This is a genomic window from Cupriavidus sp. YAF13, assembly GCF_052113425.1.
Lineage (GTDB): Bacteria > Pseudomonadota > Gammaproteobacteria > Burkholderiales > Burkholderiaceae > Cupriavidus.
In genome coordinates, this window is the sequence record NZ_JBFRDD010000017.1 from 39,044 (window position 1) to 52,027 (window position 12,984).

Annotated in this window: 11 protein-coding genes; 10 read left to right on the plus strand and 1 reads right to left on the minus strand. The window is 66.7% G+C overall.

From position 1 onward, the window contains the following. Window positions 1-546 precede the first annotated feature (546 nt). The 3 genes from AB4061_RS15795 to AB4061_RS15805 are packed head-to-tail and all read left to right on the plus strand — an operon-like array spanning window position 547 to window position 3,178. Entirely contained in the window at window positions 547-2,001 is a 1,455-nt protein-coding gene (locus AB4061_RS15795) for a cytochrome ubiquinol oxidase subunit I (RefSeq protein ID WP_441635315.1), read from the plus strand. 5 nt (window positions 2,002-2,006) lie between these two features. After that, complete coding sequence (gene cydB, locus AB4061_RS15800; RefSeq protein ID WP_441635317.1) at window positions 2,007-3,014, plus strand: cytochrome d ubiquinol oxidase subunit II; 1,008 nt, start codon at window positions 2,007-2,009, stop codon at window positions 3,012-3,014. Continuing rightward, window positions 3,014-3,178, plus strand: a complete 165-nt coding sequence (locus tag AB4061_RS15805; RefSeq protein WP_441635319.1) for a DUF2474 domain-containing protein — start codon at window positions 3,014-3,016, stop codon at window positions 3,176-3,178. Before cydB ends, AB4061_RS15805 begins: the two co-directional genes overlap by 1 nt. Before the next feature lie 109 nt (window positions 3,179-3,287). Here AB4061_RS15805 and AB4061_RS15810 read toward each other — a convergent pair whose 3' ends face one another. Next, window positions 3,288-4,052 (minus strand): SDR family NAD(P)-dependent oxidoreductase, encoded by a 765-nt coding sequence (locus AB4061_RS15810; protein WP_441635321.1) that lies wholly within the window; start codon window positions 4,050-4,052, stop codon window positions 3,288-3,290. 167 nt (window positions 4,053-4,219) lie between these two features. Here AB4061_RS15810 and AB4061_RS15815 point away from each other — a divergent pair, with 167 nt between their 5' ends. From AB4061_RS15815 to AB4061_RS15845, 7 genes are all read left to right on the plus strand, one after another. After that, window positions 4,220-4,816, plus strand: coding sequence for a TetR/AcrR family transcriptional regulator (locus tag AB4061_RS15815; protein ID WP_441635323.1), 597 nt, complete (start codon window positions 4,220-4,222; stop codon window positions 4,814-4,816). 53 nt (window positions 4,817-4,869) lie between these two features. Next, window positions 4,870-6,186 (plus strand): MFS transporter, encoded by a 1,317-nt coding sequence (locus AB4061_RS15820; protein ID WP_441635325.1) that lies wholly within the window; start codon window positions 4,870-4,872, stop codon window positions 6,184-6,186. A 401-nt stretch (window positions 6,187-6,587) separates the two neighbouring features. Beyond that, on the plus strand, window positions 6,588-8,603 hold the full coding sequence (locus AB4061_RS15825; protein ID WP_441635327.1) for a hypothetical protein: 2,016 nt from the start codon (window positions 6,588-6,590) through the stop codon (window positions 8,601-8,603). Window positions 8,604-8,623: 20 nt separating this feature from the next. Next, the gene (locus AB4061_RS15830) at window positions 8,624-8,797 is read left to right on the plus strand and encodes a hypothetical protein (RefSeq protein WP_441635329.1); all 174 of its coding nucleotides are present in this window, start codon (window positions 8,624-8,626) and stop codon (window positions 8,795-8,797) included. A gap of 61 nt (window positions 8,798-8,858) precedes the next feature. Further along, entirely contained in the window at window positions 8,859-11,027 is a 2,169-nt protein-coding gene (locus tag AB4061_RS15835; protein ID WP_441635331.1) for a phosphocholine-specific phospholipase C, read from the plus strand. 156 nt (window positions 11,028-11,183) lie between these two features. After that, entirely contained in the window at window positions 11,184-12,053 is an 870-nt protein-coding gene (locus tag AB4061_RS15840; RefSeq protein ID WP_441635333.1) for a LysR substrate-binding domain-containing protein, read from the plus strand. 146 nt (window positions 12,054-12,199) lie between these two features. Beyond that, the gene (locus tag AB4061_RS15845; RefSeq protein WP_441635335.1) at window positions 12,200-12,904 is read left to right on the plus strand and encodes an HAD family hydrolase; all 705 of its coding nucleotides are present in this window, start codon (window positions 12,200-12,202) and stop codon (window positions 12,902-12,904) included. Window positions 12,905-12,984: the final 80 nt, after the last annotated feature.

Here is a 12,984-nt window from a genome sequence, read left to right on the forward strand (position 1 = left end):
GGTGGCACAAGCGTTCCTGGAGCGCGGGAAGGCCTTCTTCAATGCCGACATCTCGATCCAGAACGGCGGACCCGGCCAGGATCTATGCCGTCATCTCCAACGATCTCCTCGCCGATGGCCAGGATGGCTACACTACGATGAAGTGCGTCGCCGGCAGCACGCCCGGCGACGGCTCGGCCGCTGAGCCGTGTTCCGAAACAAGACGCCCCCTCAAATCTGATCCGGTCTTTTTCCGAGCCGTTGCTTCTGTTATCTGCCGCAAGCTACCGGTAGCATGTTGTCCATGGCATGCCGCCAATCTCCCAGCCTCACTGCTGCCCCATCCATGGACATCCCTGCATCAAACCCGGCCGCCTCGGCGGGTTTCGTTTTGCGAGCAACATCCCCGGGCCATTCGCCACGCCAGCCGGCCCACGAAAAAGAGCACCTCTATGCGCTCGGCCTGTGGTCTACTCTATGTACGCGTGCGCCTGAAACGCAACGTGAATGGACCGCCCCCGAACTGGCCGGCCAAGCCCGTTCCCAATGCCCCACGGAGATCACGACATGTTTGGCTTGAGCGCGCTCGACCTGGCACGGATCCAGTTCGGCTTCACGATTTCCTTCCATATCATCTTCCCGGCCATCACCATCGGCATGGCGAGCTACCTCGCCGTGCTGGAAGGCTGCTGGCTGCGCACGCAAAACACGGTCTACCGCGACCTCTATCATTTCTGGTCCAAGATCTTTGCCGTCAACTTCGGCATGGGCGTGGTGTCGGGGCTGGTGATGGCGTACCAGTTCGGCACCAACTGGAGCTTCTTCTCGGATTTCGCCGGCAGCGTGACCGGCCCCTTGCTGGCCTACGAGGTGCTGACCGCGTTCTTCCTKGAGGCSGGCTTCCTSGGCGTGATGCTGTTCGGCTGGAGCCGGGTCGGCCCCGGCCTGCATTTCTTCGCCACGCTGATGGTGGCGCTCGGCACCCTGATCTCGGCGACATGGATCCTGGCCTCCAATAGCTGGATGCAAACCCCGCAGGGCTACGAGATCGTCGATGGCCGCGTGGTGCCGGTGGACTGGCTGGCAGTGATCTTCAACCCGTCGTTCCCTTACCGCCTCTTGCATATGAGCGTGGCGGCCTTCCTCGCCACCGCGCTGTTCGTGGGCGCCTCTGCCGCCTGGCACCTGCTGCGCCGGCGCGATAACCCGGCCATCCGCAAGATGCTGTCGATGGCCATGTGGATGCTGCTGATCGTGGCGCCGATCCAGGCCGTCATTGGCGACATGCACGGCATCAACACGCTCAAGCACCAGCCGGCCAAGATCGCCGCGCTCGAAGGCCACTGGGCAAACCACGGCGACGAGCCGCTGCCGCTGATCGTGTTCGGCTGGCCCGACATGGCGCGCGAGGAAACCCGCTTCGCGGTGGAAATCCCGCGCCTGGGCAGCCTTATTCTCACCCATAGCCTGGACGGCCAGATCCAGGGCCTGAAGGAGTTCGCGCCGGAGGACCGGCCCAACTCCACCATCATCTTCTGGAGTTTCCGCGTGATGGTGGGGCTGGGCATGCTGATGATCCTGCTCGGCCTCTGGAGCCTCGTGCTGCGCCGGGGCGGCAAGCTGTTCCACGCGCGCGCGTTCCTGCGCATGGCGCTATGGATGGGCCCGACCGGGTTGATCGCGATCCTGGCCGGCTGGTTCACCACCGAGATCGGGCGCCAGCCGTGGGTCGTCTACGGCGTGATGCGCACCGCCGACGCGGTTTCGCCGCACGGCGTGCCGGAGCTGGCGTTCTCGCTCGCGCTGTTCGTGGTGGCTTATTTCTTCGTCTTCGGCGTGGGCATCGCCTACATGATGCGGCTGGTGCGCAAAGGCCCGGTCGAGCATGAGGGCGATCCGGAACCCGATGGCGGACACGCCGTGGAAGGCACGCCGGCGCGACCGCTCTCCGCGGTGGACGATCCAGGCGATGTACCTGGCGCGGTCGCTTCCACCAACCGCCTGGCCGATAGCAGGAGCTGATCATCATGGGCATCGACCTCTCTCTGATCTGGGCCGTCATCATCTTCTTTGGCGTGATGATGTATGTGGTGATGGACGGTTTCGACCTGGGCATCGGCATGCTGTATCCCTTCGTGCCGGACCGCCATGACCGCGACGTCATGATGAACACGGTGGCACCCGTGTGGGACGGCAACGAGACCTGGCTGGTGCTGGGCGGCGCGGGCCTGCTGGCCGCGTTTCCGCTGGCCTACTCGGTGGTGCTCAGCGCGCTCTACCTGCCGCTGATCTTCATGCTGCTGGGGCTGATCTTTCGCGGCGTGGCGTTCGAGTTCCGCTTCAAGGCCAATGACCGCGAGCGCCACGTGTGGGACAAGGCGTTTATCTGCGGCTCGCTGGTGGCGGCGTTCTTCCAGGGCGTTTCGCTGGGCGCGTATATCGACGGCATCAAGGTGACCGGGCGCACTTTCTCGGGCGGCCCGCTGGACTGGCTGCAGCCCTTCCCGCTGTTCTGCGGCATTGGCGTGGTGGTGGCGTACACCGTGCTGGGCAGCACCTGGCTGATCATGAAAACCGAAGGCAAGCTGCATGAGCGCATGCTGGAACTCACCGGCAAGCTGGCCTGGGTGTTGCTGGCTGTCATCGCGGTAATCAGCATCTGGACGCCGCTGTCGCAGCCGCGCATTGCCGAGCGCTGGTTCAGCCTGCCCAACCTGTTCTGGTTCTCGCCGGTGCCGCTGCTGGTGGCGTTTGCCATGTACCGGCTGATCCGCTCGTTGCAGCAGCACGCGCACCTGGCGCCGTTCATGTACACGCTGGCGCTGGTCTTCCTGGGCTATAGCGGGCTGGCGATCAGCGTATGGCCGAATATCGTGCCCCCGGATATCTCGATCTGGGCCGCCTCCTCGCCACCGCAAAGCCAGGGATTTGCGCTGGTAGGCGCGCTGTTCATCATTCCCTTCATCCTGATGTACACGGTGTGGGCTTACTACGTGTTCCGAGGCAAGGTAAAACACGGCGAGGGGTATCACTGATGCCAGCGACGCAACACCGCGGACAATCGCCGGATGGCCCGCCCAGGCCGTGGCTCAAGCGGCTCGGCTGGATGGTGCTGATCTGGGTGGCCAGCGTGGCCGCGCTGGGCGTGGCGGCTTTGCTGCTGCGCCTGCTGATGCGGCTGGCGGGCATGCATAGCTGAGGGGCGTGCGCGCCCCGGCACCTGCGGGGCGCGATCCTCTAGCCGTTGAGCTTTGACCGTTGGCCGTTGGCCTTTTACCTTTTACCGTTGACCGTTGACCCTCAACGGCTCACGCCGAGAGCCCGCCATCCACGCCGATGCTCTGGCCATGGATAAAGCGCCCGGCTGGCGACGCCAGCAACACCGCCAGCCCCGCCACATCCTTCGCCTCGCCAATCCGCCGCATCGGAATCGCGGCGGCCAGGCGCGCCTCCTGCTCCGGGTTACCCCATAGCGCCTCGCGCGAGAACTCCGTGCGCACCGGTCCGGGGTTGATCGCATTCACGTTGATCCCCTTCGGCCCGAGCTCCAGCGCCAGGCTGCGCACCGCGCCGTCCGTCGCGGCCTTGGTGATGCTGTACATGCCAAGCATGGCCGAGCCGCGCTTGGCGGCGATGCTCGACATGAAGATGACGGCGCCGTCGCCACGCTCGATCATCTGCGGCGCCAACGCATTGACCAGCACCAGGTTGCCTCGCACATTGCCGGCCATGGCTTGCTCGAACACTTCCGGGCCCTGGCTCAGCAGCGCGCCAGCCGTGCCGCTGCCCGCCGCGTTCAGCACCAACGCATCCACGCGGCCGTAGGCGTCCAGCGCTCGCCTGGCAAACGCCTTGACGCTCTCCACGTTACCGATATCGCAAGCGATGCCCTTGGCCTTGAAGCCCTCGCCGTCCAGGGTGGCCGCTACCGACTCGGAAGTGGCCTGGTCGCGGCCGGATACCACGAGCGCGGCGCCGGAGGCACCCAGCGCGCGCGCCATTTCCAGGCCCATGCCCTTGGTGGAGCCGGTGATGACGGCAACGCGGCCGGTGAGATCGAACAAGTTCTGCATGACGGATTCTCCTGAGACAGAGGAAAAAGAGGAAAGGAAAAGCGACGCTGCCCGCATCCGGGATGCCGCACGGCGACGCCGGTTTAAATGATGACCAACATTTATTGAATAAATTATGGTCGTCATATAAAATCCGGTCAAGCAAAGTTTCTGCAAGAGAGCCCGATATGGCGCGCGCATCACGAGAGCAGGCAGACAAGCACAGGGAAGCCATCGAGCAGGCCTCTTCCAAGCTATTCCGCGAGCGCGGCCTGAACGGCGTGAGCGTGGCCGAACTGATGGCCAGCGCCGGCCTCACGCACGGTGGTTTCTATGGGCACTTCTCGTCCAAGGACGCGCTGGCCGCGCTGGCGAGCAAGCGCGCCTTCGAGGAATCCGCGCGGCGCTGGTCGCGCGGCATCGAACGCGCCCAAGGCGACAAGCAAGCGATGCGCGCCAGCCTGGTGGAGCCCTACCTCACCACGGCGCATTGCACCAACCCCGGCGATGGCTGCGCGGCGGTGGCACTCGCCGGCGACATTGCCCGCGAGCCGGCGGACAAGCCGGTGCGCCAGGTCTACATCGACGGCTTCAAGACCATGGTCGAGGACTGGATGAAGACGGTCGAGCACGCCGACCCGGCCGAGCGCCGCAAGCTGGCGCTGGGAGAGCTGGCCATGCTGGTAGGCGCCATGACGCTGGCACGTGCCACCGAGGGCGATGCCCTTTCCGAAGACATCCTGGCCGCGGCGCGCGACATGCTGCTGGGCCCGAATCCGCAGTAACAGCAAGGGCCAACGCCCCACGACAAACCGAACGCCCCCCCGGAACCCGACCCATGTTCGCTCAAGCGCTTTCCAGCCGGCTCGACCGGCGCGGCATCCACTACGCGTGGCTGATCGCGGCCCTCACCTTCTGCGTGATGCTCACCACCTCGGCCGCGCTCGGCCTGCCCGGCGCCTTCCTCAAGCCGCTGACGCGCGAGATGGGCTGGGACACGGATCAGATCTCATCCATCCTCGCGTTTCGCTTTGCGCTGTTTGGCCTGATGGCCCCGTTCTCGGCAATCCTGATGGAGCGTTTCGGCGTGCGCAATGTGGTGTGGGCCGCGCTGGCGCTGATTGCCGGCGGCATGGCGCTGGCCACTGTCGCCACCGAGCTGTGGCAGTTGTTCATTGCCTGGGGCCTGATGCTCGGCGTCGGCTCTGGCCTGACCGCGCTGGTGCTTGCAGCCGTGGTCGCCAGCCGTTGGTTCAGCGCGCGCCGCGGGCTGGTGATCGGCATCCTGACCGCCAGCTCGGCCACCGGCCAGCTGGCGTTCCTGCCCGTGGCCGCCTGGCTGATCGAGCATATGGGCTGGCGCATCGCGGTGGTGCCGGTGCTGGGCGCCTGCGCGGTGCTGGCCGTGCTAGTGTTCTGCTTCATGCGCAACCGTCCGGCCGATGTGGGCCTGGCTGCGTTCGGTGAGGTGCCGGTGCATGTGCAAGCCGCGCCGGCACCACCCAGCGCGCCCACGCCGCTGACCTTGCGCGGGCCCTTCGTGGTGCTGCGCGACGCCGCCCGCAACCAGACCTTCTGGATCCTGGCCGGCACCTTCTTCATCTGCGGGCTGAGCACCAACGGCCTGATCCAGACGCACTTCATTTCGCTGTGCGCGGACTTCGGCATGGCCGCCGTGCCGGCAGCCGGCGCGCTGGCGATGATGGGCGCGTTTGACTTTGTCGGCACCATTCTCTCGGGCTGGCTGTCGGACCGCTATGACTGCCGCAAGCTGCTGTTCTGGTACTACGGCCTGCGCGGCCTGTCGCTGTTCTGGCTGCCCCACTCCACATTCACGCTGTACGGCTTGTCCATCTTTGCCATGTTCTATGGCCTGGACTGGATCGCCACGGTGCCGCCCACGGTCAGGCTGGCGGGTTCGGTGTTCGGCAAGGAGCGCGCGCCGATGGTGTTCGGCTGGATCTTTGCCGCCCACCAGGTCGGCGCCGCCACGGCTGCGTTTGGCGCGGGCCTTACCCGTACCTTGCTGCTGACCTACACACCGGCGCTGTACGCCGCGGGCGCGGCGTGCGTGGTAGCTGCACTGCTGGCGTTGATGGTCCGCCGCCCGAGCACGCAGGCTAGCGGCGCAGCCCCGCAAACAGCCAAGGCCTGACATCCGCGGCGCTCGCCGCCGCTGCGTTGCCCACGTCGCCATGACAAGGGCAACGCAGCACGTTTGATCCTCGCAATACGCGTCGCAAAATGCGTCGCCAAATGCGTCGCCATGTGCGTCGCATTACGCCTCGTTTCCCCTCCCGTCGTCGTCCTCCGCGGTCATTCCTGACGCCGCGATTTCCTCGCTTGCCACGTCCTCCAGCCCGCCATCCAGGCAGGGGCTGCGCCTCTGCGTGCCTATCCCATCAAGAATGCAAATGGGCGCATCAGCATTCTTTGCCTCCCTGTCACCCGCATGACAACCCCTTTTCTTACTCTGCCAACGCGTCACGGGGAGCGTGATCGGACGCGCCGCCGGGGCGGCGCGCCGCGTTGGACAACAGAAAAGAGGAACCGGATATGGCATGGAAACAGCAGGCACGCATGGCATGCAGCCTGGCCCTGGCGGGCACGGTAGCGGCATGCGGCGGTGGCGGCAGCGACACGGCGGCAGTGGTGGCCCCCGATCAGAACAACACGGGCGGCGGTGGAGTTGCCAGCAAGAAAGTGCTGCTGGTCGGCGTGGACGGCGCCACCTATAGCCAGCTGCAAAACGGCATCGCCCAGCGCACGTTGCCCAACCTGGCCACGCTGTCGGTCACGCCGGCGTCGACCGGTGGCCGCCTCGGCACCACCACCGAGCAAGCGCCGCTTGCCGGCCCGAGCTGGGCCACGGTCCTCGCCGGCAACTGGGCCAACCGCCACGGCGTCAGCGACGACGTTGCCGTGGCTACCGGCATGCGCACGCCGAGCCTGTTCCAGTACTTGCGCGCCAACGCCGGCTCGAGCCGGCTGCGCCGCGGCGCCGCTACCAGCGCGCCCGTGCTGCCGGCACTGCTCAAGGCCGACGTGGCCGCGGGCAATCTCGATTCGATGCGCGACTGCACCGCTGACGACAACTGCGTGGCGCAAGAGGGTGTGAAGCTGGTGCAGTCTGGCTACGACGTGGTCTTCACCCAGTTCAGCGCGCCTGACCTGGCCGCAGCCAGCCAAGGCTTCCAGAACGGCGGCTACGCCACCGCGCTGTCCGGCTTCGACCAGTCGCTGGGCAAGCTGCTGGCTGCCGTGCAGGCGCGCCGCCAGGCCAATGCCAACGAAGACTGGCTGGTCGTCGTGACCACCAGTCACGGCCTGGACGCGACGGGCTCCACCACCACGCTGCCGACGGTACAAAACCGCACCACCTTCATCGCGCTCAACAAGCCCTTCAACACGGCGGTGGCCAGCAACCTGCCGGCCGCGCCCGCCAATGCGGACGCGCTGGCGGCGCTGCCGACCGAGGCCGACCTGCTGCCGACCGTGCTCGCGCACGTTGGCGTGGCCCTGCCCGCCGCCTCGTACCAGATCGACGGCTCCGCCCTGGCCGGCACGGCAGGCGTGCGGGCCTTGCAGTCCGTGGTGGGCAACACCAATACCTCGGTGGTGCTGTCATGGCAGAACCCCACCACCGCCACCGGCAACATGACCCTGCTGCGCGACGGCGTACAGATCGCCACGCTGCCCGCCGGCACGTCCACCTATGAGGACAAAACCATCGCCGCGCCGGCCAGCGGTCTGTACCGCCTCAACTACACGCTGGTGCGCAACGGGGTGCCCACCGCGTTGCTGGCGCAGATCAACTACGTCAAACCGATCGTGCTGGCTGACACGCTGCGCAACAACCTGGCCGCTTACTACAGTTTCGAGACGCTGCCGGCAACCGACAGCAAGGGCGCGACCACCATCGGCCCCTGGGTCCCCGGCACCGATGGCGGCTCGCTGAGCAGCGACAACTTCGGCGGCAAGGCGCTGAAGGTCGATTCGAGAATCGATGCCTACCAGCTCACCCAGAGCGGCGCCGATATCGCGCTCAGCCCGCAGTTCACCATCGGCTTCTGGTTCAGGTCCGACTGCACCCAAGGCAACGGCACCGGCGAGCCGATCCTGTCGAACAAGAACTGGACCTCCGGCAGCAACCCGGGCATCGCAATCGGTCTGTGGGGCAGCTGCTCGGTGAGCTTCAACATCGGCAGCGGCGGCAAGCGCGACGACATCAAGGGCATGACGTTCAGCGCCAACCAGTGGACCTACCTGGCCTTGTCGATCAATGCCACGGCCAAGACGTTCAGCGCCTACGTCATGGACCCGGTCCTCGGGTTGCAGAAGGCCGAGAACATGGCCATCGTCAACACCGACGTGACCAAGCTCAACGGGCTCGCCACCAAGGTCTGGGGCCTCAATGACGATGCCACGCATGCCTATGTGCCGAACAACGGCGGCGCGCTCAAGGGCGTGATGGAGTTCAACGACCTGGCCATGTGGACACGCCAGCTCAGCCTTGCCGAGCTGCAATCGATCGCCGGTTCGCACCAGCCGCTGTCCACGCTTAATCCCTGATTCCTCCCACGAGAGCAAACGTGACCATGAAGCCTTCGATTTCCTCCCTCGCACGGCCAGGCTGGCTGGCGGCACTGGCGCTGTGCGCCGCGCTGGCCGCCTGCGGCGGCGACTCCACCGACAGCAAGCCCGCCGACCCGGCCCAACCCGGACAACCGCCCGCGGTCACGCCGCAATTGCGCTGCGCGCCATAGCCCCACGGCAAGCGCCGGCCGCACGTCCAGCACAAACCGAACAGTCCAGCATAAAACAAAGATGAGCCTTCACAGCAGACGCAAATTCCTCAAGATGGCCGGCGGCAGCGCCGCCGCCACCGCGGCGCTGGCCGCCTTCCCGCCCTCGATCCGGCGCGCGCTGGCGATTCCCGCCAACAACGCCACCGGCACCATCCGCGACGTGGAGCACGTGGTGATCCTGATGCAGGAGAACCGCTCCTTCGACAATTACTTCGGCACCCTGCAGGGCGTGCGCGGCTTTGGCGATCGCTTCCCGATCCCGCTGGCCGGCGGACTCAATGTCTGGCAGCAGGCCTACACCAACCGCATCGTGCAGCCGTATCACCTCGACAGCACGGCCGGCAATGCGCAGCGCGTCAGCGGCACGCCGCACAGCTACCCCGATGCGCAAAACGCGTGGGACCTGGGCCGCATGAACAAGTGGCCCACCTACAAGAACACCCAGTCGATGGGCTACTACACCCAGACCGAGCTGGATTTCCAGTTCGCACTCGCCAACGCCTTCACGCTGTGCGACGCCTACCACTGCGGCTTCCATGGCGGCACCAACACCAACCGCCTGTTCCACTGGACCGGCACCAACGACCCCACCGGCGCCAATGGCGGCCCGGTGATCGACAACAGCGGCGACTCCATGGGCGCCTCCACCGGCGGCTACCGCTGGACCACGTATCCGGAACGCCTGCAGGCGGCGGGCGTGAGCTGGAAGCTGTACCAGAACATGCCGGACAACTTCACGGACAACCCGCTGGCGGGCTTCGTGCAGTACCGCAAGGCCAACGAGGCGCGGGGCAATACGTCCAATGGCAGCCCCTACCCGGCCTATACCATCGCCGACGACGTCATCAACCCGCTTATCAAGGGCATCGGCAACACCATGCCGGACGGCGGCTTCCTGCAGGCGCTGAAGGACGATATCGCGGCGGGCAGCCTGCCGCAGGTATCGTGGATCGTGGCACCGGCAACCTACTCCGAGCACCCGGGGCCTTCCAGCCCGGTGCAAGGTGCCTGGTACACGCAGGAAGTGCTCAATGCGCTGACGGCCAACCCGGCCGTCTGGAGCAAGACCGTCCTGCTGATCAATTTCGACGAGAACGACGGCTTCTTTGACCATGTGCCGCCGCCGTGTGCGCCCGCCTACGACGCCAACGGCGCGCTCGCCGGCCAATCCACCGTCGCCACCGACGGCGAGTACCACACCGACATGCATCCCTATGGCCCCGGCCCCCGCGTGCCAATGTACGTGGTCTCGCCGTGGAGCCGTGGCGGCTGGGTCAATTCGCAGGTATTCGACCACACCTCGGTGCTGCGTTTCCTGGAGGCGCGCTTCGGCGTCGCCGAAACCAATATCAGCCCGTACCGCCGCGCCATCTGCGGCGACATGCTGTCGGCGTTCAACTTCGTCAGCCCGAACAGCGCGGCGCTGCCTGTGCTCCCCAACCGCGCCAAGACCGATGCCGACCAGGTGCGAACGGCTCAGGACGGCAAGCCACAGGTAGCGCTGCCGACCGTAGCCTTCCAGGCCGCCAACCCGGCCACCCAGCCGGTGGGCACGCGGCCCTCGCGCGCGCTGCCTTACGAGCTGCATGTCAGCGGCCGCGAGGATCCGGGCCGCCCGGATCCCAAAACCAAGGGCATGTGGCTGCTGTTCAGCAACACCGGCACTGCCACCGCGGTCTTCCACGTGTATGACCGCCTGCACCTGGACCGCGTGCCGCGCCGCTATGCGGTCGAACCGGGCAAGCAGCTTAACGGCGTTTGGGACGTTTTCGCCACCGACAACGGCAAGTACGACCTGTGGGTACTGGGCCCGAACGGCTTCCACCGCGCCTTCCAGGGCGACGTCAGCACGGTGGTCGCTGCTGGCGGCACCGCGCCGGAAATCCGGGTGTGCTACGACATCGCCAATGCCGCCGTCTACCTGACCATGATCAATACCGGCACCAACGCCTGCACCTTCACCGTCACGCCCGCCGCCTACCGCGATGACGGCCCCTGGACCTTTGACATCCCGGCCGGCAAGCAGCTCGACCAGCACTGGCCGGTGGGGCTGCAGGGCAACTGGTACGACTTCGTCGTGACCACCACCCAGGGCAGCTTCCGGCGCCGCTTTGCCGGCCGCCTGGAAACGGGCGCCGACGCCGTCTCCGACCCGGCTCAGGGCAAGCCCGCACGGGCCGTGCCCTGAACGCAGCCCGGGCCGCACGCGCCGGCCCGGGCTTGCCGGCTACCCCTGCCTGTTCACCGCGCCGCCGCGCCGCCACGCCCGTGGCCGCGCGGCGAAGAACTGTCATAAATCGCCGCTAGACTGGCGCGCTTACGCAATCCCCACGGAAATCCCCCCATGCTCGGCGACCTGCTGACGACGTTCTATGAAGTGGCACGGCAGGGCAGCATCACCACCGCCGCCAAGCAGCTGCGCGTAAGCCAGCCCACGGTCACCGGCCGCATCCGCCAGCTGGAAGAGAACTACGGCGTGGAGCTGTTCTACCGGCGCGCTGGCCGGGTCGACCTGAGCGACGTCGGCGTGGCCCTGATGCCGGTGGTGGAGCAGTTGATGCAGCACGAAGGCAGCGCGGATTTCCTGCTGCGCAATGCCGGCAACCTGCATCTCGGCCACCTGCGCATCGGCGCTACCGGGCCCTATTACATCCTCAAGAGCGTGGCCGCGTTTCGCGAACGCTATCCCGCCATCGAGATCAGCATCGATATCGGCAACTCGCAGCAGATGCTGGATGCGCTGATCGAGTACCGCATCGACGTCGCCGTCTCCTCGCACGCCGTCGTCGACGATAGGCTTGCCCGCATCACGCTGGCCACCGACCCCATGGTGCTGGTGGTCAACCCCGCCCACCCGCTGGCGCGCGCGCCCAGCGTCAGCCTGGCGCAGCTGGCCACCTGCCACCTGCTGATCCGCGAGCACGGCTCGATGACGCGCAAGGCCACCGAGACCGCGCTGGATGACGCCGGCTTGCCGCTGCCGGCCAGCACCGTCATCGGCAGCCGCGAAGCCATCTATGAAGCCATTCGCCAGGGCCTTGGCGCGAGCGTGGTGCCACTGGGGGAAGTGCCGCGCGACCCGGCGCTGTGCGTTGTGCCGTTTGCCAGCCAGCCGCCCGTGCTGCACGAATACCTCTATTGCCTGCAGGGCCGCACGCATACGCGCCTGATCGGCGCTTTCCTGGAATGCCTCGCGCCGCGCAAGGCGGCGTAGTCGGTGTACGCACCCTCGGCAACCTCGGCAATTTCGCCAAAAGCGGCAAAAATCCCTGATAGCCGTATCGGGATTCTTGCGCCGCGCTTCATCCGTGGGTCATTGCCGTTGGGCATCCTTGCCGCTTTTCCGACCGGAGACGGCGCATGTCCTGCCTTGCCTTGTTTGACCTCGACCACACCTTGCTACCGCTCGATAGCGAATATGAATGGGCACGCTACCTGGTGGAGGCCGGCGCGGCGGATGCCGGCGAAGTCGAGGCCAACAACGCGCTGTGGCTGGCCGAGTACACCGCCGGACGCCTGGACTTCCACCGCCACGCCGCCTTCGCCCTGGGCCTGCTGGCGCGTCATCCGCACGCACGGCTGGAGAGCTTGCGCAGCGGCTTCATGCGCGACGTGATCGCGCCGGCCATCCGCCCTGAGGCGCGCGCGCTGCTGGCCACGCACCAGGACGCTGGCGATCTTTGCTGCATCGTCACCGCCACCTGCCGCTTCGTCACCGAGCCGATCGCCGAGGCGCTGGGCGTGGCGCACCTGCTGGCGGTAGAGGCCGGGCGCGACGCGTCGGGCAATTTCACGGGCGCGGTAGACGGTGTGCCGAGCTTTGGGGTGGGCAAGATCACACGCGTGGCGCAATGGCTGGAATCGCTCGGCATGGCGTGGGCGCAGTTCGAGCGCACCGTGTTCTACAGCGACTCGCGCAACGATATTCCGCTGCTCGAAGCCGTGAGCCACCCGGTAGCCACCAACCCGGACGCCGCGCTGCGCGCGCTGGCGGACGCGCGCGGCTGGCCCCTGCTGATGCTGTTTGCTTCGGCCGAGCCCGCGCCGGCGCTGGCCACGGCCTGAAGTCCGGCGCCAGTCACGGGGCTTTCACAAAACTGGGGGATGATGGCGGGCACGCTTTTGCAACCCGACCGGCTGCCAGC